Annotated in this window: 19 protein-coding genes; 8 read left to right on the forward strand and 11 right to left on the reverse strand. The window is 65.1% G+C overall.

The annotated features are described in order from the left end of the window. Window positions 1–105 precede the first annotated feature (105 nt). The 10 genes from HQ354_RS19535 to HQ354_RS19580 form a co-directional block, all read right to left on the reverse strand. The gene (locus HQ354_RS19535) at window positions 106–1,131 is read right to left on the reverse strand and encodes a beta-galactosidase (protein WP_068422773.1); all 1,026 of its coding nucleotides are present in this window, start codon (window positions 1,129–1,131) and stop codon (window positions 106–108) included. 16 nt (window positions 1,132–1,147) lie between these two features. Then, on the reverse strand, window positions 1,148–2,257 hold the full coding sequence (locus tag HQ354_RS19540; RefSeq protein ID WP_068422775.1) for a glycosyltransferase: 1,110 nt from the start codon (window positions 2,255–2,257) through the stop codon (window positions 1,148–1,150). Then, entirely contained in the window at window positions 2,254–3,399 is a 1,146-nt protein-coding gene (locus tag HQ354_RS19545) for a lipopolysaccharide biosynthesis protein (RefSeq protein WP_222635373.1), read from the reverse strand. The genes HQ354_RS19540 and HQ354_RS19545 overlap by 4 nt, the downstream gene beginning before the upstream one ends. Beyond that, window positions 3,396–4,457, reverse strand: a complete 1,062-nt coding sequence (locus HQ354_RS19550; protein ID WP_261768935.1) for a glycosyltransferase — start codon at window positions 4,455–4,457, stop codon at window positions 3,396–3,398. The genes HQ354_RS19545 and HQ354_RS19550 overlap by 4 nt, the downstream gene beginning before the upstream one ends. Before the next feature lie 70 nt (window positions 4,458–4,527). Further along, the gene (locus tag HQ354_RS19555; RefSeq protein WP_068422779.1) at window positions 4,528–5,139 is read right to left on the reverse strand and encodes an acyltransferase; all 612 of its coding nucleotides are present in this window, start codon (window positions 5,137–5,139) and stop codon (window positions 4,528–4,530) included. Beyond that, entirely contained in the window at window positions 5,136–6,107 is a 972-nt protein-coding gene (locus HQ354_RS19560) for a GDP-mannose 4,6-dehydratase (protein WP_222635372.1), read from the reverse strand. The genes HQ354_RS19555 and HQ354_RS19560 overlap by 4 nt, the downstream gene beginning before the upstream one ends. Continuing rightward, complete coding sequence (locus HQ354_RS19565) at window positions 6,104–7,099, reverse strand: GDP-mannose 4,6-dehydratase (RefSeq protein WP_068422784.1); 996 nt, start codon at window positions 7,097–7,099, stop codon at window positions 6,104–6,106. The genes HQ354_RS19560 and HQ354_RS19565 overlap by 4 nt, the downstream gene beginning before the upstream one ends. After that, window positions 7,096–8,241, reverse strand: coding sequence for a glycosyltransferase (locus HQ354_RS19570; RefSeq protein ID WP_068422787.1), 1,146 nt, complete (start codon window positions 8,239–8,241; stop codon window positions 7,096–7,098). Before HQ354_RS19570 ends, HQ354_RS19565 begins: the two co-directional genes overlap by 4 nt. 529 nt (window positions 8,242–8,770) lie before the next feature. Continuing rightward, entirely contained in the window at window positions 8,771–10,282 is a 1,512-nt protein-coding gene (locus tag HQ354_RS19575) for a cellulase family glycosylhydrolase (protein WP_068423004.1), read from the reverse strand. A 112-nt stretch (window positions 10,283–10,394) separates the two neighbouring features. Further along, window positions 10,395–11,798, reverse strand: a complete 1,404-nt coding sequence (locus HQ354_RS19580; protein ID WP_222635371.1) for an O-antigen ligase — start codon at window positions 11,796–11,798, stop codon at window positions 10,395–10,397. Between the two features lie 116 nt (window positions 11,799–11,914). Here HQ354_RS19580 and HQ354_RS19585 point away from each other — a divergent pair, with 116 nt between their 5' ends. The 8 genes from HQ354_RS19585 to HQ354_RS19620 are packed head-to-tail and all read left to right on the forward strand — an operon-like array spanning window position 11,915 to window position 21,271. After that, a complete protein-coding gene (locus HQ354_RS19585; protein ID WP_261768946.1) occupies window positions 11,915–13,306 on the forward strand; it encodes a polysaccharide biosynthesis tyrosine autokinase in 1,392 nt (463 codons plus the stop codon). Window positions 13,307–13,310: 4 nt separating this feature from the next. Further along, a complete protein-coding gene (locus HQ354_RS19590) occupies window positions 13,311–14,561 on the forward strand; it encodes a lipase family protein (protein WP_254303429.1) in 1,251 nt (416 codons plus the stop codon). Continuing rightward, window positions 14,558–15,229 (forward strand): YveK family protein, encoded by a 672-nt coding sequence (locus HQ354_RS19595; RefSeq protein WP_068422796.1) that lies wholly within the window; start codon window positions 14,558–14,560, stop codon window positions 15,227–15,229. Before HQ354_RS19590 ends, HQ354_RS19595 begins: the two co-directional genes overlap by 4 nt. Further along, the gene (locus HQ354_RS19600) at window positions 15,226–16,443 is read left to right on the forward strand and encodes a lipase family protein (RefSeq protein WP_222635369.1); all 1,218 of its coding nucleotides are present in this window, start codon (window positions 15,226–15,228) and stop codon (window positions 16,441–16,443) included. The genes HQ354_RS19595 and HQ354_RS19600 overlap by 4 nt, the downstream gene beginning before the upstream one ends. Window positions 16,444–16,453: 10 nt before the next feature. Continuing rightward, a complete protein-coding gene (locus HQ354_RS19605; protein WP_068422802.1) occupies window positions 16,454–17,710 on the forward strand; it encodes an acyltransferase in 1,257 nt (418 codons plus the stop codon). After that, complete coding sequence (locus tag HQ354_RS19610) at window positions 17,707–19,251, forward strand: cellulase family glycosylhydrolase (protein WP_308115235.1); 1,545 nt, start codon at window positions 17,707–17,709, stop codon at window positions 19,249–19,251. The genes HQ354_RS19605 and HQ354_RS19610 overlap by 4 nt, the downstream gene beginning before the upstream one ends. Next, window positions 19,248–20,441 (forward strand): lipase family protein, encoded by a 1,194-nt coding sequence (locus tag HQ354_RS19615; protein WP_157105241.1) that lies wholly within the window; start codon window positions 19,248–19,250, stop codon window positions 20,439–20,441. The genes HQ354_RS19610 and HQ354_RS19615 overlap by 4 nt, the downstream gene beginning before the upstream one ends. 11 nt (window positions 20,442–20,452) lie before the next feature. After that, a complete protein-coding gene (locus HQ354_RS19620; protein ID WP_068423007.1) occupies window positions 20,453–21,271 on the forward strand; it encodes a sialate O-acetylesterase in 819 nt (272 codons plus the stop codon). A gap of 28 nt (window positions 21,272–21,299) precedes the next feature. On the opposite strand, the gene HQ354_RS19625 is transcribed toward HQ354_RS19620, so the two are convergent. Further along, window positions 21,300–22,319 carry a chemotaxis protein CheB gene (locus HQ354_RS19625; RefSeq protein WP_068422809.1) on the reverse strand — a complete coding sequence of 340 codons (1,020 nt, stop codon included), beginning with the start codon at window positions 22,317–22,319 and terminating at the stop codon, window positions 21,300–21,302. Window positions 22,320–22,347 lie beyond the last annotated feature (28 nt).

The following is a 22,347-nucleotide window of genomic DNA, read 5'->3' on the forward strand; positions in this document are numbered from 1 at the left end:
CGTCGACGGCGGTGCCGCGCAGGTTGCAGCGAACGCGCACGGTGCAACCTGCGCACCGGCTGAAACCTGCGCAAGGACGCGGCGAAACGGACCGACTCGCCGTCGTCAGGAGCCCTGCACCACAGCGAACGACGGTTTCCGGCTGAAGTCGCTCCGCAGCAGACCGTAGTTCTGCTCCGCATCGAACGCGTCGGTTCCTGAGTCGCGCAGCGAGTGAACGAACACCGGCCCCACGTACGGAAGGGTCGACGCCCGTGCCAGGCTGCTTCCGATGATCGCGGCTTGCGCGTCCTCGGTCACCGCCATCGGACCGTTCCCGGTCGGCGCACCGAGCTCGGTGATCCAGATCTTCTTGCCACCGTCGCCGTTGGCTTTCATGATGCCGTGGGCCTGGTCGACCTGCGCCCACTGGCCGTTGGGGTCGTTCTCGACGGTGAACGGAAAAGTGTAGGGATGCATGGCAAGTGCGTCCATGAACCCTGCGGCGCCTGCCGCGTACATCTGCTGCAGGAACGTCACCGGAGCCACGGTCCAGCCGCCGGTGTCGATCGTCGTAGCGAGCCCACCACCGATCACGGTCGCGCCGGGATCGCCCGCGTGGATCGCCGGGTAGGCGGCACGCAGCAGACCGACGTAGCGCGACGCGTCCACGGGTGCGAAGAACGACGGGATGTTCGGCTCGTTCCATACCTCGTAGGTGTCGACGCGATCGCCCAGATGCGTCGCCGCAGCGCCGGAGAATGCACCGAAGGTGTTCGGATCGACGGGAACGGCACCCGGCAGAATGCTCGGGATCGGACCCTGCGCCCACGCCGGTGTTCCCGCCAGCACCGCCAGCACCGAATATCCCTGTGCCCGAGCCGCATCGACGACGCGGTCGGTGTTGCTCCAGTCGAACACGCCGGGCGCGGTCTCGACCGCAGCCCAGTTGACGACGATACGCACCCACGATGCACCGACCTCCCGGCCGGCGACGAGCTCGTTGTTCAGGGTCGCGTCGTCGAGAAGCACGAACGGTGCACCGCTGCTGAAACCGAGTCCCGACGGCGGGGCAGCCTGCGCAGTGGGCATGGACAGTCCGAGCGCAACAGCTGCGGCAGCAGCGACGGTGAGCAGGCGTCGTGTCAGCATGGCGTGATCCTAGGTGTTATCGGAGCGGTGCGCCGATCAACGATGCGACGGTCGTGTGCGGGATGCGTTCTTCCCAGCGGGCCGCGTTGAGTTCGTAGATCCGCTCTCCTGCTTTGACGGCGGCGTTGCGGTCGAGGAGGTAGCGACGGCATTCGGCGACGAAGTGCTCGGGGTCGTCGAACGTGGGCAGTTCGAACACCGGGCCGAGCGATCCGACGGCAGCCGAGGTTCCGACGACGGGGAGTCCTTTGCTGGCCGCGTCGAGAATCTTCACACGCACTCCGCCGCCCGTGGCGACGGGTGCGATCAGTGCGCGGCACGTACCGAGGAACTCCTGCAGGTCGTCCACGAAGCCGAGGTCACGGACGCCGGGAGGATACACGGGATCGACTGCGCCCGTTGCCTTTGCGCCGATGATGCACAGTTCGGCGTCGTCGATGCCGTCCGAGATTCGGGGCCAGTACTCGAGCGCGATCTTGAACGCTTCCTGGTTCGGTGGCCAGTCGCGCGTGCCCATGAAGACGAGACGGTTCGCGGTTTCGGTGAGGTCGAGCTTGGGCGTCGGCTCCAGCGTCAGATCGATCCACCGAGCGTCTCGGACGCCGTTGCTGCGGTACATGTCTGCCTCGTCGGCGTCGTAGGTTCCGACGGCATCGGCTGCACGAGCGACGCGAATCTCGTCGCGCAGGATGCGCGGCGCCTCGATTCGTCCGGTGAGCCCACGCGTCACCTTCCACACCTGGGACTCGGTGTTGACCGTGTTGATGACGAACGGCGAACCGAATTTGGCGGAGCGGATGAACGGCTCGGCCATGTAACTGTGTTCGGCCACATACACATCCGAGCGGGACGCCTCGATTGCGTGCACGAAGGCGTCGACGTCGTAGCGGCCGTGCACGACACTGCGCGTGGGACGCACCGATTTCAGCAGCAGCTTCGCGTCGACACGTGGCTTGAGGACTCGGGTGACGTCGGGATCGGGCGACGGTTCGGTCTCTTTGGACAAGCACAGCGACCGCACCTCGAACGCTTCACGGGCGAGCTGCATCATCAAGCGCGACAACGCGATATCACCGCCGTGCTCGGTGATCGGGTCCTTCGACAGCAGGAACGTCGCACGCCTCACGAGGCCACCTCTTCCTTGGCGGGTTCACGGTAGAGAGCCCGCGTGAACCACACGAGCAGAACTGCATCGGTGACGACCGATGCAAGAGCGGCGCCGACGGCACCGAGCGGGAACAGGCACAGAATCAGCACCATCTTCAGCGGCGCGAGTACCGCCGCGGCCAGAACGCGGGTGCGGTCGCGATGCTGCAGATAGAGCACCGTCGTGAACACGTAGTTCATCACGCGCATGACGACGAAGAACGACATGACGACCAATGCTCCGGCGACCTGCGACGGCGCGGGCGTGAAGAACAGGACGACACCGGCGATCAGCAGCAAAGAACCTGCGACGCAGCCGAGTACGACGGTGTGCTTCAACGCGGGGCCTGCCGTGACGCGGCCGTCGGCGAGGCGCAGTTTCTCGTGGAACGTGTGGCCGAACGACTGGCCGACGAACGCGACGGCCCATGCCGTCACCGAGGCGACCGAGTAGTAGCCGGCGATGGTGCTGTCGGTGAGGTAGCCGAGCAGCAGCACGTCGCCCTGGATGTAGACGGCGTTGGCGAGGTTCTCGGAGAACAACATCGAGATTTCGCGCCACGACCCGGGCAGGAGTGGCCGTGCGACACGTGTCTGGACGAGTGCGACGAAGGCGATGACGAAATACGGTGCGACGTAGAGCAGACTCGCGACGAGCAGGGTCGGCTCGGACACGGCGAACAGGTATGCCGTCGCCAAGGAGATGCTCGACGCCTGACGCACGGTGTCCATCCGCTGGGTGACGTCGGGGTGGCCGTCGCGTAGAGCTCTCGATTTGTATGCATTGAAGGTCATTTCGCCGCCCGCGACGACGAGGGCGAACCACGCGACGTAGTTCACGTCGATCAGGCACAGTCCGACGGCGATCAGCGCGACACCGATCAGTGCACGGGTGGTGCGCTCGCCGAGGTAGTCGGTTTCGTCGACGCGGATGGACCGAACGCCGAACGGATGATCCAGTGGCGCAGCGATTATCGCGGCGAGCGCGAACGCCATGGCGTAGTGGCCGTAGTCGGCGATACCGAGCTGCGCGATCAGTGCGACGGTCCACAGCAGTCCGATGCCGCGCCCGCCGTACGTCCAGAGTGCGGCGACACCGGCTTTGATCAGGTTCGCGTTCACCTGGACCACTCCGCCAGGAAGTCCTGCACGACGAGTTCAGCGGTGTTGGCTCGGCGCAGCGTCTCGACCTCGAGCCGGAGCGTGCGGAGCGCGACGGGGTCGGTGACCAGATCACGCGCTGCGTCGGCGACGTCGGCGATTCCTCCGTCGACGACCACTGCGCCGCCGTCGGATTCGGACAAGGCACCGTATTTCAGGCAGACGATCGGGGTCTGGTACGCGATGGCCCGCGTGACGACGGACGACGCGGGGAACGCGTCGCCGTAGATGGTGCGTTTGCCGTACGGGACGACGAGTGCACGAATGGATGCGAAGAACGCGTCCTCGTCCGCGTCGTTGACTTCGCCGACGATCTCGACGCCGTCGACGGCTGGAAGCTGGTCGGTGCCGCGGCCTGCGACGCGAATCGCGATATCGCGCGGCAACCGGTCACGGAGGCTCTGGATCTGTTCGAAACCCTTGCCGCGGTACACGAGTCCGAACAGTCCGACCGCGAGAGGGCGATCCTCCGCCGGTGGAAGATCCGGACGGTCCGGCACGAAGATCGTGCTCGCTCTGGCCGTGGCCCGTGGGTATTCGGCGTTCAGGGAGTCGGCGCCTGCCTTGGTCAGCGCGAACAGGGTGCGGTCAGCCGCGACACGGCGTTCGAGCGTGCGCCACAGCGAGCGAAACGGGTAGTGCAGACCGTGATTGAGGACCTTCCGGCCGGCCAGGAGCTTGGTGCGTGCAGGCCACCAGACGAGCCCGGGCGGGTCGTGGACCGTCGCGGTCACCGGTGGTGCCCCGGCGAGCCGATGCGTCGCCCAGAACGGGACGACGGACCCGCCGCTGAGCTCGCAGTGCACGATGGTGCGGCCGGGGTCGACGAGCGCGGCGACGGCCTTGCGGTGGGCGAGAATGTCACGCACCGAATCGCTGCCCGGCCCGTCGTGGCGGTACTCGACGACCTCGCCGAAGTGCGGACGCACGGCGGCCGCGAAGTCGTCGGAGTAGTCACCGACGCCGCCCACGCCGGAGCGCGGGGCGACGTAGACGAGTCTCTGGTCGCGGAGGATCAACGGGGCGGGCTCCTTCGGAGCACGTGCACGAAAATACGTAGCGGACTATGTATTTCCGTGCACATGGGGATCAGTAGAACAGTGGACGATACTTCGGGCGGTACTGCAGCGCATTCGGATCACGCATGCTGCGCACCTTGGCGGGCGTGCCTGCGACGACCTCGAGCTCGTTCACCGTGCCACGCACCATCGAGCAGCCGCCGACGACGGCGCCACGGCCGATCGTGGCACCGCTGAGCACTGTGCACCGGCTGGCGATCCAGACGTAGTCACCGATGAACGTGGGTTCGAGAATCGGCTTGAACGTCGGATCGTTGTGGTCGTGGTACCCACCGATGATGTGCGTGTCGCTCGCGATGACGACGTTGTCGCCGATGGTGATTCCGCCACGCGCGTCGAACATGCACCGAAAGCCGATGGAGCATGCCTCACCGATCACGAGATTCTCGATGTCGAGGATCGTTGTGCCGCGGAAGATCGACGTGTCCTTGCCGATCGTCGCCCCGAACGCGCGTAGGAAGTTCTGCCGTACGACGTGCGACGGGATGTAGGTGACCACCATGTTGAAACCCAGTGTGCCGATCCGGTTTCGGATCTTGCGGGCCAACGAGATGTCCTGCATCTTGTAGTCCGACACGTGGTGGATCTTCGCGTCCGTCGTGGGTTCTTCCACCGCTGTCATGCTGCCATCTCCTCGGTCATGTCGAATTCGACCATCGCGGTGACGATCTCCTCGAAGTTCTTGGTGGGCGCCCACCTGAGCACGTCGCGTGCCTTGGACGCGTCGCCGATCATTCTGGCCGAATCGGCGGGACGCAGCATCTCGGGATCTGCATCCACGTAGCTGCGCCAGTCGTCGATCCCGACGGCTGCCATCGCGGAGGCAACGAAATCGGCGACGCTGTGCGACTGCCCGGTCGCGACTACGAAGTCGTCACCCTTGCCGTGCAACGCCATCGCGACCATCGCGGCGACATAGTCGGGTGCCCAACCCCAATCGCGTTGCGCGGACATGCTGCCGAGCTCGAGCTTGCTCTGCGTGCCACGAGCGATCGCGGCGGCCGCCTTCGTGATCTTGCGGGTGACGAACGTATCGGGCCGTCGCGGCGACTCGTGGTTGAACAGAATTGCGTTCGTGGCTTCGAGACCGCGAGATCGGTACACCTGAACCATGTTGTGACTCAGTGCCTTCGATGCACCGTAGGGAGACGTCGGCGCGATACGCGAGTTCTCGTTCTGCACCGGGTCCGAGGATCCGGCGAAGATCTCGGCACTCGACGCGTTGATCACCATGACCCGCTTGCCCGACGCCTCCTGATGCGTGTGGCACGCGTCGAGCAGCGATGCGGCCGAGACTCCGTTGACTCGGGTGGTCAACACCGGGTCCTTCCACGACCGCCACACCGACGAGATGCCGGCGAGATGGAAGACGTAGTCGGGGTCGGTGGCGCCGACGAGATCCGACGCGGCTCCCGGCTCACCGAGATCGACCTGATGCATCGTGACGTCGTCGACGACGCTCATCGAGCCCGGCCGAGCCACACCGTGGACCGTCCATCCGAGATCGACGAGCGCTTCGGACAAGTAGCTGCCGTCCTGCCCGGCAACCCCCGTCACGAGGGCGCTAGGCGGCTCCCGCCTGGCAGTCACGCGATCTTGACCACGTCGGCCGACTGCTCGGCCAAGTCGCTCTGCACCATCATCGAAACCAGTTCGGGGAAGGTGACTTTCGGCTTCCAGCCGAGCTTCTCCTGAGCCTTCGACGAGTCACCGACGAGCAGGTCCACCTCGGCGGGGCGGAAGAAGCGGGGGTCGATCTTGACGTACTCGGACCAGTCGGTGATGTCGACGGCGGCGAATGCGTGGTCGAGCAGTTCGCGGATGGAGTGCGTCTCTCCGGTGGAGATGACGTAGTCGTCGGCCTGCTCCTGCTGCAGCATGAGGTACATCGCCTCGACGTAGTCACCGGCGAAGCCCCAGTCGCGCTTGGCGTCGAGATTGCCCAGCGAGATCTCGCTCTGCAGGCCGAGTGCGATGCGAGCAACGGAGCGGGTGACCTTGCGCGTCACGAATTCGATTCCGCGACGCGGTGATTCGTGGTTGAACAGAATGCCCGAGCTGGCATGCATGTCGTACGACTCGCGGTAGTTGATCGTCATGTAGTGGCCGTAGACCTTGGCGACTCCGTACGGCGAACGCGGCCACAGCAGCGTCGATTCGCGCTGCGGGACGTCCTGCACCTTGCCGAACATCTCGGAGCTCGACGCCTGGTAGAAGCGAACCTGCTTGCCCGCCATGTCCTGGTAGCCACGCGTGGCTTCGAGCATGTTCAGCACCCCGCCGCCGGTGACGTCGGTGGTCAGACGTGCGTTCTCCCACGAGTAGGCGACGAAGGAGACGGCGCCGAGGTTGTAGACCTCGTCCGGATCTGCGTAGGCGAACGCGCGCATGAGGCTGGACAGATCGAGCAGATCGCCCGTCAGCACCTCGACCTGCGGAAGGATGCGCTCGAGCATTGCCGCCTTCGGATTGTTCTGTCCCCGAAGCAATCCGAAGACCTCGTACCCTTTGCTCAGTAGAAGCTCGGCAAGGTAAAGGCCGTCTTGACCGGTGATTCCCGTGATCAATGCCCTCTTGGTCATTGCGACAGCTTCCTCTCGATGTTCTCTTCGTGAATTTCCGTGACTGCCGCAATCAGTTCTGCTGCGAAGCGTTCTTCACTGAACTGCTCCACGTGAGCCTGAATCTTCAGCGGCTCCCATGATGTTCGTTCGAGCTTCTCGACCGCTGCCCGGATTGCTTCGGGCGTCGGTTCGTCGAAATAGACACCGGTGACGCCTTCGACGACGGTGTCCAGGAACCCGCCCCACCGGAGAACGACGGTCGGTTTCCCGTGATAGCCGGCTTCGATGGGGGTCAATCCGTAGTCTTCATAGCTCGCGGCGACGACCGCGTTACACATCGTGTACAGCCAGGTCATTTCGCCCGCGCTGAGGTCGCTGAGCATGAGAACGTTGTCCGACTTGACTTTTCGCAGACGCTCGGCTTCGGGGCCGCGTCCGACGACGACGAGCTTGTGGTCGGTCCCGGCGAACGCTGCGATGACCTTGTCGACGTTCTTGTAGGGGAGCAGGCGCGAGATGCACAGGTGGAACGGCTCTCCGCCGCTCCAGTTCTCGACGTCGGTGATCGGTTCGGCCGGTGAGGTCTCGACGGTGAACGGCGCGGGAAGCACGGTGGATGCGATGCCGTACGCATCGGTGATGCGTTTGTTGATGATCGTGGAGATGGCCAGGTAGCGGTCTGCGGAACCTGCAGCGCGACGGTCCCACCGGCGTAACGGCCAGGAGAGTGCCTTCAGTGCAACACGTTTCAGTGAGCTACTGGATTCGCCGAGATACATTTGCGATTCGTACAACCAACGTGCAGGTGAATAGCAGTAGACGAGTTTGCGTCCAGATGTGCGGAATCCGTGTGCCCAGCCGCTCGTGCTGGTGAGTACGACGTCGGCGTCGATCGCTATCGAGCTCGACGCGAACGGCAGAAGAGGGAGCGCGAGGCGATGGTTCTTGCGCAGGAACCCGATTCGGTTCAACGTCGAGGTGCGAACGTCGATACCTGCGAAGTCGGGGAACGTGGTCGACGGCTCGAACAGCGTCGTGTAGACGGGACTGCCGGGGAAAGCGCGGGTCATGGCGAGCACGACCTTCTCGGCGCCGCCGCGCTGTGTCAGGTAGTCGTGGGCGATGGCGACGCGTATCGGGCGGGTGAGTTGCTCCGTCATGCGGCGACCCGCAGATGTTTCCGTTGCACAGCGGCGTTTGCATTCATTCTTGTACCAATCGTGTCGAACCGTGCACAAAGAGACTTTGACTTGAATTCCCGACCGCGGAAAGCATGGATTTCGCGACGTCGTTGTGCGATGTACTTCCGGGCTTATGTGCGTCCCCCGACTGGGACGAGAACTCCGAACACACTGGTGTCCCACTGTGTCAGTCGTTCACAGTAAACAAGTATCCGACATGCGCCTGAATTGGTAGCACTAAGTGATGTGCTTCACAATGACGAATCGGACGCGGGAGAGTATGGATACTCGGTATTCCTCGCGATTTAACACTACGGAAATGAATTCTCCGAGTCGGCGGGCGATATCGCGAGAAATGAACGTGAAACTCGGTTCGAAATAAAAACACCGACCGGTCTGTAATCGACCGGTCGGTGAATCTGTCAGTAATTCGGTTTTCAGTTTGTTTCGGTCCCCACGTGCGCGCGAATGTATAGCCCGCTATACATTCGCGCGCACGTGAAGCCGCCTACCGTTGCGCCCGCGCACCCGCCGTGGGCGTCCAGGTGATCGATCCGTACTGGAAGGTCACGCGCACACCGCCGCCGTCGATGGGCGTCTCGTCGCTGGTCGCAGGACCGAGCGTCGGGTCCCACGCGGAGATGATTCCGCCGCCGATCAGCCGGGTCCCGCCGAGGTCCGTCGAGAACACGCGCAGGCCGTACGGGCTGTCGAAGTCCTGGTAGCCGTTCGCGAAGCCGGTGGTGGGCAACAAGCCGGTGCGGCGGACCGCGTCGGCAACCACGTTCGGCGACGCGATGAACCCGGTCGGCGTCTGGAAGACCGTCGCGTAGTCGCGGATCTGCGCCCACGTGTCGCGGATCGGGAAGACCGGGCTGACGGCTGCACCCAGCTCGGACGGCACCATCTGGAACCGGTTGTACTCGGCCGAGCGCGGAATGCCGTTCATCAGTTGCGACATGACGCCCCAGAGCGCGGGCTTGCCGCTCCAATCCGAGCGCAGCAGGCCGAACGTCATCTCTGTGTCCTGACTACCGGTCTGCTGGTCTTTCAGCTGGTACAGGTAGATCGGGCCGGTGTACGGCAGCTCCTGCCACTTCGTGATGAAGTGGGTGATCATGTCGCTCTGCTGCTCTTCCGACGCGACCGCGGTGGGTACGCCGTACTCGGTGGCCCAGATCTTCTTTCCCCCGTCGCCGTTCGCGACCATGAGTGCGCGAATGTCCATGACCTGACGGACGGGAGAGTCGTCGACGTACGTGCCGTCGGCGAACTTCATCGTGTACTGGTACGGGTGGAACGACAGCGCGTCGAACTTCCCGGCTGCGCCCGCGGCGTACATCTGCTGCGTGAACGTGACGGGGTTCTGCATCCCGTGATTGTCGACGACGGCTCCCAGTACCCCGCCGACGACGGTGGCCGACGGGTCGGCGCCCTTGATGGCCGGGTAGGCGGCTTTCAGCAGGTCGGTGTACCCGGCGGCGTCGGGGGACGGACCGTAGAACATCGCTCCGTTGGGCTCGTTCCAGATCTCGTAGGCCTCGATCTTGCCCTTGTATCGGTCGGCGACCTTGCCGGCGAACTGGCCGAACAGGGCGGGCGACGCGGGCCGGTAGTTGAGTGCCTGTCCGGGTGGTGACGTCGCCCAGGTCGGTGTGTAGGCGATGATGCCGAGCATCGAGATACCGCGCGCGTTCACTGCATTCACGACGCGGTCGACGGCGGTCCAGACGAGCTGGTTCTGTGCGGGCTCGACGTTGGCCCACGGGATCGACACGCGCATCGACTTGATGCCCGCGGCGTCGAGTATCGACAGCGTCGTGTTCAGTTCGGCGTCGCTCGACCACAGCAGCGCACCGTTGTCGGAGACGCCGACCGTCGTCGGTGTCACGGCCGCGTCGGCCTGGGCGAGTGTGTGCTCGGTCGGTACTACGTAGGACGTGACCCCGAGCGACAGGCTCGCGGTCATCACGGCTACCGACAGTGCGGACACCACTGATCGAAGTCGAATACGGCTCATGATGATCTCTCCGGAAGGGGGCTCTTTTCGCGAGCCCATCGAGAAATCATTGCAGGAAAATCGAAAGTGTTACAAGCCGCAATCACTTTGTCTTTTCGTATCGAACTGCTGGTCAAGCCATGTTTGTCGCTACCGGGCTTTGCGACGCGAATGGCCTTAGGGTTCGGTCGTCGGGCACGTTATCGGTGGCCTTTTCCCACGCGACGACGAGGAAGACGATCAAGACCGAAAAGGCCATCGTCGTGGCCGGAATGGTGACGACGGGGAAATCCAACTGCAGCGCGACGACGCAGAACCCGATGAATCCGCCCCCGATGAATCCGTGTTCCCAGTGCTTCGACCGGAGGCATCGGTAGCCGATGATCGCGCCGACGACGATCACTGCGGAAAAGGCGAGGCCTGCCAGAATCCCGCCGCGATAGACGGACAGCAGCGGGGCGTTGGCCACGTAGTTGACCTCGAACGCCGAGCCGGGATCCTTGAATTCGGTGCGCCCCCAGCCGAGCCCGAACAGCCAGTGGCCGGCCATGTGCCCGGGGAAGTCGGCCAGTGCGTCACCTCTCGCGCTCGACCCGGCATCGCCGCTGCCGAAGGACGAGAAAACCCGGCTACGCACGGTCGGGACCGACAGTGCAGCCACGAACGCGGCGAAGAATCCGCCGATGATGACGACGCGGTCGCGCGTCCGCATGGATTGAAACAGCAGCATCAGCACGACGCCGAACACCACCGAGAACAGGGCAGCGCGCGACAAGGTCAGCACCAGTGCGCCGAACAGCAACGCCGACAGCGCCAATCGCATCCTGTCGCGGAGGAGCAGTACGCAGAGCATGAGTGCGACGAAGAGGCCGATGCCCGCGGCGTTGGGATCGATGTACGTGCCGGCGAGTCGAACCGTCGCCGCGCCGCCGGAATAGACGAAGCGCGTGCTTTCCTCTTCGGTGCCGTATCCGAACGGGGAAAGGTAGCCGATCAACTTGCCCGCCGGGTCGCCCATCAGAACGACGACCGCGAATGCCGCTGCGAGGGAGGCCGCGTAGACGTAGATCCTTCCGAACAACTCGAGTTCCGTCCGCGGCAACCGGAGCAGCGATACCGCTACGAGAGTCGAAACGAGCCATTTCCCGAATTCCGCGTAATCCACTGTCGCGCTGCCGGTTGCGACGACCGACAGCGCCGACGTGACGATCAATGCGATGACGGCCATCTCGCCGTATGTGACGCGACTCACTCCTGTGCGGTGGATCACCGACGCGAGTACGACGCCGAATCCCAGCGTGAATACCAACGGAGCATGAACGCCGGGGACGTAGCCGAACGGAAGCGCGCCCAGCGAAAATGCAAGAGCGCGAGTCAGATATGTGGGGTGCCTGAGTCCGATGTAAGCTCCCACCGCAAGCCCGACGAGGGCGAAAGCACCCAGTTTTCCTGGCGTTCCACCGACGATCATCAAGAATGTAACGAACAACGGGACGACGACGATCACAGCCGCGTCAACACGTTTCGAGATGTTCATGGGCACTGATGTTGTCACGCTTTCATCCGGTCGCAACATGTATGTACTGCTGAATTGATCTCTGCACTTTATTCTTTCTGGCGAACCGGGCAATCGAAGAGGAGCATTTCGTGGAGATGCGAGAGTACGGGCGGATTCTCCGTGCAGGATGGTGGATCGTCGCGATCGCGACGGTGCTCGGCATCGTCGGCGGACTCGTGTACTCGTTCGTCTCGGCGCCGCAGTATCAGGCGTGTGCTCGTCTGTTCGTCACGACCGAGGGTGGTAGCTCGGTCGGCGAGGCCTATCAGAACAACCTGTTCTCTCAGGAGCGCGTCAACTCGTACGCCGGTCTGGCCACCAGCACTCAGGTCGCGCAGCGCGCAGTGGATCAGTTGCAGCAACCGATGACGGCGAACGAGTTGCGCGACAAGCTGACTGCGACGCCGCTCGAGAAGACCGTGTTGCTCGACCTCTGTGCCACCGATTCGGATCCGGCCGTCGCCCGCGCACTGACCAACGCCGTCGCGGGTCAGCTGACTCAGGTCGTCCAGGAACTCGAGACGTCGCAGCGCGGCGGAAACCCGGCTGCCGGAGCCACCATCGTCGATCAGGCAGACGTACCGTCGAGCCCAGCCGGCACGGGACTGGTCACCTTGCTGGTCCTCGGCGCAGTCGCAGGTTTCGTCGTCGGCGTCCTCGCTGCGCTCGCCCGCGGGTTGATGGACCGATCGATTCGCGATCGTCCTCGTGCAGAGGACATTTCGGGCCGCACGGTCATCGGCGGTCTTCCGATCGACCCGGAACGACCGTCCACCGCCGTCGCCACATTCAGTCGTATGGGTGAGCCGCTGCGAGCCCTGCGAACCAACATTCGTTTCCTCGGTGCCGGTTCGCCGCCACGGGTCATCACCGTCACGAGTGGCAGTGCGGGCGAGGGACGTACCTCGACCGCGATCGACCTCGCCGCCGTGATGGCCGAGGCCGGCTACAAGGTTCTGCTCGTCGGCGGCGACATGCGTACGCCCGAGCTCGCCGATCGCCTCGGGATCGCGCAGACCCGCGGCCTCAGCACCGTACTGTCCGGCGAGCACCGTCCGGACGACGCCATTCACCGCGATGTCGTCAGCGGTGTCTCCGTGCTGCCTGCGGGCCCGGTGCCACCGAACCCGAGCGAGCTGCTCGGCTCGGACCGCGCTCAGGTTCTCTTCGAGACGCTGCGCGGCGACTATCGCTACGTCATCGTCGACACGCCTCCGCTGCTCGACGTCACCGACGGTGCAGTTCTCACCGCGCTCGCCGACGGCGCATTGGTGCTCGCACGCGTCGGCAGCACGACGCGTGACACGCTGCGCCGGACCGTCAAGGTTCTCGGCGGTGTGGGCGCCAACGTCCTCGGAGTGGTGACGACGTTCGAGCCCACCCGTCGTCGTGCCGCGACGCACGCGAGAGGTGCTGCGGCACAAACCAAGCCGCAGGCAGCCGACGCTACCTGGGAGGAACCTGCTTCCTCGTCCAGTAGGGGCTAGACGCATGCTGCGGTCCACGAGGCCTGCCCGAATCGCGGCGGGGATGTGCGCGGCCCTGTCGTTGGTGGCGGGGTGTGCCTGGGACGACCAGGTAGTTCTATCGCCCGACGCGGCCACGACGCCCGTCACCGCGACGACGTCGGCTCCCGAGCCTCTACCACCGCCGAACCTGGCTGATACCGGACCCGGTTCGTTGCGCTCGTTCGAGCCGATGGACGACATCGCCGACGACGTGACCGAACTCGGTGCGACGGCAACTCGCGTCGTCTACCGATCGACGTCGGGTATCGACGGCAGGGTCACCGACGTGTCCGGCACCGTGCTGATTCCGGGAGGCGCTGCGCCCGAGGGAGGTTGGCCGATCATCTCGTTCGGCCACGGCACGACGGGTGTGCTGAACAACTGTGGCCCGTCGGAGTACGCGAACCTCTTGGGCAGCGCGCCGATCGTCGCCGCACTCGTCCTCAACGGGTATGCAGTGACGATGTCGGACTACCAGGGCCTCGGACTGGGCGGTGACTATCACCCGTACCTCGATTCGAAGACGCTGGGCTACAACATGATCGACGCCGTCCGCGCGGCGCGGAACTTGGTTCCGACGCTGAGCAACCGGTGGGCCGCGTACGGGGTGTCGCTCGGAGGCATGGCGGCGTGGGCCGCCAGCGACCGTAACGGCGAGTACGGCGGTGGGCTCGAACTCGTGGGCACCGCGGCCATCGTTCCGGTCTCGGACATGACCGGGCTTGCCGACGCGGCCGCGAACGGAACGTTGACGCGCGCGCAGTACCCCCTCCTCATGTACGCGCTGCAGGGCCTGTCGATCTCGCATCCCGAGATGAACCTCGACGACTACCGATCCGGTCTGGCCAGGGAGCGGTGGAACGACTTCATGCAGTGCGTTCCGCCCGGCTCCGACCTGGTCCCGGAACTCGTTGCGGCGCTGCAGCCGTCGGACCTGCGTCCCGTCAGCCGGGAGGCGACGGATCGACTACGCGGCTGGTTGGCCGGTATGGCTGTGCCGCAGGCGAAGTCGACGTCCCCGCTTCTCGTCATGTACGGATCCGAGGACGACCTCATCCTCGAGCCGTGGACCGAGAAGGCGCTCGAGCAGGCCTGCGCGTCGGGCGATGTGGTCGAGTACGAACTGCACCGCGGCGAAGGCCACGGCAACCTCGACAGCACCCGATCGCTGCCGTGGGTCAAGGCACGATTCGCCGGTCAGGACGTCGTCGACACGTGCGAGCTGGATCGATGATCGCGCCGACCGGGGTGCCACGGCTGAAGGATTACGGCCGGATGCTACGTGCCTCGTGGTCGCTGATCCTCGCCGCGACGGTACTGAGTCTGGCAGGTGCATGGCTCGCCACTTCGCTTGTCGCACCGTCCTACACGGCGTCGACGCGTGTGTTCGTCACCGCGCCGGGTCCGACGACGACGCGAGCCGCGCAAGAAGGCAACCGAAGTTCGATGATGCGCGTCGAAAGCTACGTGCAGTTGACGGCCAGCGAGCAGGTGCTGAGGCGCGTCATCGTCGAACTGGGTCTGGCGATGGGGCCGGACGAGCTGAAGCAGGACGTCGTCGTCAGCCCTGTGCCGGCGTCCGCGCTGTTCGACATCACGGCGGTCGCCGAGTCCGGAGAGCAAGCCCGAGACATCGCGAATGCGTTGGCCACGAATCTGATTCAACTGGTCGAGGAGATCGACCTGGGTGCGAACGGACCGGTGTCGAACGTGACGCTGATCGACGCGGCTGCCGTGCCCGAGGAGGAGGAGACTCTCGTCGGCAATCTGATCGTCGGCGGGGGAATGGGATTCGTCGTCAGCTGTGTCCTGGTGATCGCGTCGGGGGTGTGGCGTGATGCCGTCGATCACCGTGACGAAGTGGAGCACATCTTCGAAGAGGTGGGGGTACCGAGACGATGAGGCATCTACGACGCGTCGGCGGGGCGTGCGCACTGTCCGCTGTCCTGGTGGCGGGCGCATGTTCCGATGAGTCTCCAGCGCAACCCGATTCGGCTGCGCTGGGTGGAACGCTGACGGCCGACTACTCCGGCGACGGACCGGGTTCGCTCGTCAGCGCCGACGATCTCCTGACCGTCGATCGCCGGCTCAGCGGAATCTCGTCGACCGTGGCGCGCGTGGTGTACCGATCGACGTCGGGTGTCGACGGTTCGGCCACGGAAGTGTCGGGCACGATCTTCGCGCCGGAGGGGGACGCCCCCGACGGCGGGTGGCCGATCATCGCGTACGGCCACGGCACGACGGGTGTGCAACCGGACTGCGCGCCGTCGACCGATCCGGAACTGCTGGGCAGCTCGCCGATCGTCACCGCACTCGTGCGGTCCGGCTACGTCGTCGCGGTCTCGGACTACCAGGGTCTCGGGCTCGACTCGTCGTATCACCCGTATCTGGATGCCACGACCGCCGCGAACAACCTGATCGACTCGGTACGCGCCGCGCAGAAGCTGGTCCCGGACGCGTCGGATCGGTGGGCGTCGTTCGGCGGCTCGCAGGGCGGCCAAGCTGCTTGGGCTGCAAACGAACTCGCAGGCACTTACGGCGACGGTCTCGAAATGGTGGGTTCGGTCAGCTTGGTTCCCGCGGCGGACATCACCGGCCTCGCACGGGCCGCGGCCGACGGCACGTTGACCGCGGACCAGAAACCGCTGCTGCAGTGGGTGCTCGTCGGTCTGGCCGAGTCGCACCCCGAGATCGATCTCGACGACTATCGCCGCGGCATCGTCGCCGAACGGTGGGACGAATTGTCCGCGTGCGGTGGACCTCTCGCCGCAGACCGGACGGAGCTGGCCGCGCAGATCGACGACGACGACCTGAGGCCGGCCACCCCCGAAGCGGAACGAGCCCTCGAAGGCTATCTACGCGAGATGAGTCTCCCCAAAACCCGTTCGGCGGCACCGATGTTGGTGATCTACGGCGGACAGGACTCGCTCATCACGCAGTCGTGGACGGACGGTGCCATCGCCGCAGCATGTGCGGCGGGGGACACCGTCGAATCGCTTCTCCAACCGAATGCAGGCCACGCAGACATCGACGGAGCTGCTGCGTTCTCGTGGATCACCGCACGCTTCGCGGGCACACCGGCCGTCAGTACCTGCCCAGCACCGCCACAACCGTAAGGCGAAGACGATGACCGCAACTCCCGACAGGACGGCCGCTGCCGCTACCGAGCCGGCGTCCACCGACAAGCGCCCGGCCCGCATCCTCGGACTCGACGGGCCGCGCGGTATCGCATGCCTGATGGTGCTCGCGGTGCACGTGGGCGGACACAACAGCCCGCAGACGGTCGCGACGTTCAAACTGGGTCTGCTCGGTCAGGGTCTCGTGTTCTTCTTCGCACTGTCGGGCTTCCTGATCTTCCTGCCGATGGTGCGACGGCTGTTCGCCGGAAAGCCGATGCCCGACACCAAGAGCTACGCGGTACATCGCATCCTGCGTGTGTTCCCGGCGTACATCGTGATCTTCCTGCTGTGCAGTGTCGTGCTCCGTGCGGTCTTCGTCGAGAACGCTGCCGTCGCCGAACGGCACTTCACCGACGCGGGGCTCGGCATGCTGACCGATCCGCTCGCACTGCTGGCGAACCTGACGCTCGTGCACTCCTACATTCCGCAGTACCTGCAGACCGGTATCAACCCGTCGTGGTCGCTGTCCCTCGAGTTCGCGTTCTACATCGCGTTGCCGCTCCTCGCTGCGATCTCGTTCTACCTACGGGGGCGCACGAACATCCCTGCACCCGTACTCGCCCTCATCCCGGTGGGGGCGATGTTCGTCATCGGCCTCACCGGCAAGCTGTACACGCAGAGCCGGGTGGAGGCGTCGGGAATCACGGATCCGTTGCTGCTGGACTGGGGCCCCAACGAGATCGCCGTCCTGAGCCGTAGCTTCTGGTCGCTCGCCGACAACTTCACGTACGGCATGCTCGTCGCCGTCGTGTTCGTGGCCATCGAGCGCGGAGTCATGAAGGGCCGCTTCGTCACTCGAATGCGGTGGTGGGCTTTCGTGGGGATGATCCCCGCGGCTGCCCTGTCGCTGAAGCTGATCGACGACAACTCTCGCTGGCAGAGCACGTTCGTCGCCATCGGGTCCGCCCTGCTGATCCTGTTCATCATCGTGCCGCTGGCACGCGGTCAGAGGTCGAAGTTCGCCGAACTCGCGGATTGGGCTCCGCTGAGCTACATCGGCACCATCTCGCTCAGTGTCTACCTGTGGCACTTCCCGATTCTGATCATGGTCGGACGGTTCGGCTGGATGGCAGGCGACAGTCCGGCAGGCATGCTGTGGAACTTCGCGGTGGTGACGGTCGTCAGCATCGTCTTCGGCACCGTCACCTACCGGCTCGTGGAGAAGCCGGCGCTGACGTTGGCCCGTCGATACAAGTCCACGTGAGGCGACTGCTTCTCGTGGCGCTCGCCGGTATGCTGCTGGCCGGATGCGGGTCGGCACCCGCCGTGCAGCAGAACCCGCTCGTGCTCGACGGACCGAGCATCCCGGACCCCGGCCCCTCCGCTCCGGTTCCGTTGAAGCCCATCGGGTTCACCGGCGGCGCACCCCTGTTGTGGGCGAGTGAGGACGAGCTCGACCGCAGTCTCGACGCGGTGGCGGCATCCGGATCGACGCGCCTACGCCTCGACATGGCGTGGCCTCTGCTCGAACCCCAACCGGGAGTGCAGGTCTGGGGGCCGACGGACCGCGTCGTCGATGCGGCCCTCGCCCGCGGTATCGAAGTGCTCGCCATTCTCGATTACACACCCGCATGGGCTGCTGCCGATCCGTCGCTCGGGCTCACGAGCAAGCCGGCGTCGGCGCAGGAGTACGGTCACTACGCGGGTCAAGTGGCACAGCATTTCTCGGGTCGCGTCCACCACTACGAGATCTGGAACGAGCCGAACGGCAAGGTGTTCTTCGCGCCCTGGGCCGACCCCGAACTGTATGCCGACATGCTGCGGGAAGCGTACACGCAGATCAAAGCCGTCGACCCGGACGCGATGGTCATCGGCGGTGCGATCGGGGCCGTCGGTGACAACCAGAACACGATGAACGGCCTGACATTCCTGAAACGGATGTACGCGGCTGGGGCACAGGGCTATTTCGACGCCCTGTCCGTGCATCCGTACTCGTACCCGGGCACGCTGGTCGGAACCGAATCGATTCCCGACGGCGCGTTGCGGATGATCGCCGACATGCGTCGCCACATGCTCACGCACGGTGACGACCAGAGGCAGATCTGGGCTACCGAGTTCGGCTCACCCACGGATGTGGGTGCCGGAATCACCGAGGACCGTCAGGGCGAGTTGATGACGTCGTTCATCCACGAATGGAGTCAGCTGTCGTTCGCTGGACCGATGTACGTGCACGAGATTCGCGATCGGCTGGCCGGCTCGGACAATCCGGAGGACAACTTCGGGGTTCTGCACCGTGATTTCACTCCGAAGCCGGCGTACACCGCACTGACCTCGGCCATCGAGTCGGGCATGCTCGACGATCCGGACTATCTGGCCATGAACGCTGTGGCGCAGAGCATTCCGTCACTCGGCGAGTCGTTGACTCCGGTGTATCCGGGGCACGATCGCATCGGCAGGCCTTACGTGGCGCAGGAATTCGCCGGTGGTGTGTTGTTCCGCTCGGCGAACGGTTTCGCGATGTCTCCGAATCAGGTGGCGTCGGCTGTTCTGGCGTCCGGTTTTCTGCCGGCAGGGCCGTACGTGCAGGGCATGCAGCAGTTGGACGCCGACGGCGGTGCCCGCGTGTTCCATTCGGAGCGAACGGGTGTGCACGTGGTGCGCGGTGCGATTCTCGACGCGTGGACGCCGGAGATCGGTTATCCCACGTCGGAGGAGTACCAGGACGGTACCGGTCGGGTGACCGACTTCGAATTCGGCCGCATCCGGTGGGAAGTCGACTCGGGAGCGCAGGTGCTGGCGCGATGAGACTCAAACTTGTTGCTGCGCTGTCCCTGTCGCTCCTGTTGGCGGGCTGCGCCGCCACCCCGTCGCTGTTCGCCGTCCCGGGGATCGCCGCGTTCGCGCTCCGGGACAGACCGTCGGAGCCGATCGAGATCGCGGAGAACGGCACGGGCCCGGGCTCGATCGTCAGCGCCGAGACGATGCCGAATCTTCCGTGGAGCGTCACTCGGTCCGGACTGAACGCGGCGCGGGTGGTCTACCGAAGTGTCGGCGATGTCGAGGTCTCCGGCAGCATGTTCACCCCTACCGGGGACGCCCCCGACGGAGGCTGGCCCGTCATCTCGTTCGGCCACGGCACGACGGGGATCGACGAGGCGTGCGGTCCGTCGCTGTCGTCCGACCTGCTCGGCGTGGCGCCGCTCGTCGCGGGATACACCGCGGCCGGATTCGCCGTCGCCATCACCGATTACGAGGGTCTAGGGCATCCCGGTGTGCACCCGTACCTGGACAACATCGCAGCGGGCTACAACATGATCGACGCGGTTCGTGCGCTCGGGCACGTGTTTCCGAACGTGTCCAGCCGGTGGGTCGCCTTCGGTGGCTCACAGGGCGGCGGTGCAGCGTGGGCGGCCAACGAACAGGCCGGGTACGCACCGGAATTGGAGATGCTCGGATCGGTGAGCCTCGCTCCAGGAGCCAACATGGCAGGGTTGGTCGACAAGGCGCAACGAGGAACTCTGACCGCTGATCAGGCTCCGCTTCTGCAGTGGGTTCTGGAGTCACTGTCGAGAAAGCTACCGGGCCTGGACCTGGACCTCTACCGCAGTGGCAACGTCGCCGCGGACTGGGACGCACTGAGCGCGTGCACCCCGGACGGGGCGTCGGCGCGCAGTGAGGCGGCGAAGCGGATCGGTCCGACGGACCTGGCGCCGAAGACCGAGGATGCGGCCGGACTGTTGCGCTACTTCCTCGACGAGATGTCCGTCCCGCAGCAGGGTGCCACTGCTCCGATGCTCGTGGTGTACGGCGACGCGGATACGTACATCGATGCGGTTTGGACGGACGAAGCCGTGAGAAGGGCGTGTGCGCTGGGAGATACCGTCGCGATCGATCGACAGCCGGGAAAGGGACACGGCGACGTCGACGGCACTGCGGTGAACCACTGGATCGGTGAACGATTCGCCGACGAACCCGCCGTCGACGATTGCAAGTGAAGGACAGGGCCGTGAGTCTGCGAAGGAACCTGGAAGTTCGTGCGAAGGACGTCGTCAAGCGGCGGCTGGGTACGGGCCTGCCGGTGGAACCGTTCACCGAGCCGTACCTCGTCGTCGCGGTGATGGGGCAATCGAACGCGCACGGCGCGGGCGTCGGACTGGATCGCGACGGCCTGGACAAGCCGCACCCGCGGGTGCATCAGTGGGCGTCGTCGGGTCGGTCGAAGAACACGATCGTCGCGGGCTGTGACCCGCTCTTCCACGAAGTACCCTCCAAGGCAGTCGGATTCGCGACGACGTTCGCACGAAGCCTCGCCGACGACACCGGTCGGCCTGTCCTGCTGGTTCCCTACGCGCGCGGCGATTCGGCCTTCGCGCGCGTGAACGGAATTTCCTGGGACCCGGCGGACAGGGCAGCCCGTGTCAATCTCTTCTGGAATGCGCTGGCGCGCATCGAATCCGGGCTCGCGCTCGTTCCAGGCAACAGTCTGGCTGCGGTGCTGTGGCATCAGGGGGAGAGCGACGTGCCGCTGACCCCCGGCCCGGTATATGCGCAGAAACTGGATTCGGTCATCGACACCGTTCGTGGTCGGTTCGGGGAAGTGCCGTTCGTGATCGGTCAGATGGTGCCCGACGAGATCGAATCCGCGCATCCGGACTATCCGGTGATCGACGCGGTCCATCGCGACACCCCGCGTCGTCGAGGCAGCGTCGTCTACGTGCCGGGGCCGCGCGGGCTCTACAACAGCGAGACCGAGAAGATTCACTACAACGCCGCCGGGCAGCGCGAACTCGGTCGGCGAATGTGGGACAGCTTCGCGAACATGTAGTTGCGCTCGGCTCGTGGCGGACTGAAACCTACTGCCCCGTGAACGGTTGCTTGGACAGGGCTGCGCTCAGGGTGTCCGCGGCCTCTCGGGCCTCGTCGGCGTTCCGGCGGTACTTGTCTTGCAGTGCACCGGGTTTCGTGCGCTTGGCGAGTGCGGTCGCGAGATTGGCGCGCTCGTGCAGGCTGCGCAACGCGATGGAGAGCGCCTGGTCGACTTGTTCACTCTGCGCGTCGAGGAGCGCCGGGCCGGACCAGGCGTGTCCTATCCGGCAGCGATAGTTGTTCTTGTCGTCGATCGCGAGTAGCGCACCGCCGCAGTCGGGACAGACGTAGCCGGACGGAGGCCCGAGGTCGTCGGCGGTCGGGTGAGTTTCGAAACGATTGCTACGGGCGATGTCTTCCTCGAACTCGAGCAGTCCTGGCACGGACGCTCCGGCAGGCTCCATTCCCCGTCGAACGTCCTCGGTCTCGACCTCCTTCGGGAGATCGAGGGCGGCCACGAACGGTCCGATCTTCGCGACAGGAAGGACATGGTCGACGCCGATCGTCTCGATGGCGTGGCACGGCAGCGTCGAGTAGAGGGCGTCGTCGGGGTCCTGGGCAATGGTGACGCCGCCTCGTTCCGCGATCGCGGCGAGGCCGTCGACACCGTCGTCGCCGACTCCGGACAGCAGGACACCGACGCCGCGCGAACCTGAATGCAGTGCGACGGATCGAAAGAGAGTGTTGATCGACGGCCGATGTCCGCTCTCGGTCGGTCCCTCGCTGAGGTGGATCGTGCCGTTCTCGACGAGCAGGTGTCGGTCGGGCTGGGCGGCGTAGATGACTCCGGGCTTCAGCGTCGTGCCGGTTTCTGCCGTGACCGCAGGGAGCAGACCGGAACGATCGAGAATCGAGGGGAGTGCGCTGTTTCCGTGCGCAGGCATGTGCAGCGCCACCACTACGGCGTGCGGGAAGTCGCTCGGCAGGTGCGCGACGAGGGCAGTCAGGGCCTCGACGCCGCCGGCGGAGGCGCCGAGGGCGATGACGGCTGGACCGTTCGTAACCACTTCCTCAACCTACCCGGCTGCAGTGGTT

Origin of the sequence: Rhodococcus sp. BP-261 (genome assembly GCF_019835205.1) — a bacterium.
Lineage (GTDB): Bacteria > Actinomycetota > Actinomycetes > Mycobacteriales > Mycobacteriaceae > Rhodococcoides > Rhodococcoides kyotonensis_B.

What these genes read in the sequence shown, in the direction of transcription:
- HQ354_RS19535 (WP_068422773.1), bottom strand. Translation starts at nt 1,131, where the DNA reads ATGCTGACACGACGCCTGCTCACCGTCGCTGCTGCCGCAGCTGTTGCG.
- HQ354_RS19555 (WP_068422779.1), bottom strand. Translation starts at nt 5,139, where the DNA reads ATGACAGCGGTGGAAGAACCCACGACGGACGCGAAGATCCACCACGTG.
- HQ354_RS19565 (WP_068422784.1), bottom strand. Translation starts at nt 7,099, where the DNA reads ATGACCAAGAGGGCATTGATCACGGGAATCACCGGTCAAGACGGCCTT.
- HQ354_RS19570 (WP_068422787.1), bottom strand. Translation starts at nt 8,241, where the DNA reads ATGACGGAGCAACTCACCCGCCCGATACGCGTCGCCATCGCCCACGAC.
- HQ354_RS19575 (WP_068423004.1), bottom strand. Translation starts at nt 10,282, where the DNA reads ATGAGCCGTATTCGACTTCGATCAGTGGTGTCCGCACTGTCGGTAGCC.
- HQ354_RS19580 (WP_222635371.1), bottom strand. Translation starts at nt 11,798, where the DNA reads ATGAACATCTCGAAACGTGTTGACGCGGCTGTGATCGTCGTCGTCCCG.
- HQ354_RS19585 (WP_261768946.1), top strand. Translation starts at nt 11,915, where the DNA reads ATGCGAGAGTACGGGCGGATTCTCCGTGCAGGATGGTGGATCGTCGCG.
- HQ354_RS19590 (WP_254303429.1), top strand. Translation starts at nt 13,311, where the DNA reads ATGCTGCGGTCCACGAGGCCTGCCCGAATCGCGGCGGGGATGTGCGCG.
- HQ354_RS19595 (WP_068422796.1), top strand. Translation starts at nt 14,558, where the DNA reads ATGATCGCGCCGACCGGGGTGCCACGGCTGAAGGATTACGGCCGGATG.
- HQ354_RS19600 (WP_222635369.1), top strand. Translation starts at nt 15,226, where the DNA reads ATGAGGCATCTACGACGCGTCGGCGGGGCGTGCGCACTGTCCGCTGTC.
- HQ354_RS19605 (WP_068422802.1), top strand. Translation starts at nt 16,454, where the DNA reads ATGACCGCAACTCCCGACAGGACGGCCGCTGCCGCTACCGAGCCGGCG.
- HQ354_RS19615 (WP_157105241.1), top strand. Translation starts at nt 19,248, where the DNA reads ATGAGACTCAAACTTGTTGCTGCGCTGTCCCTGTCGCTCCTGTTGGCG.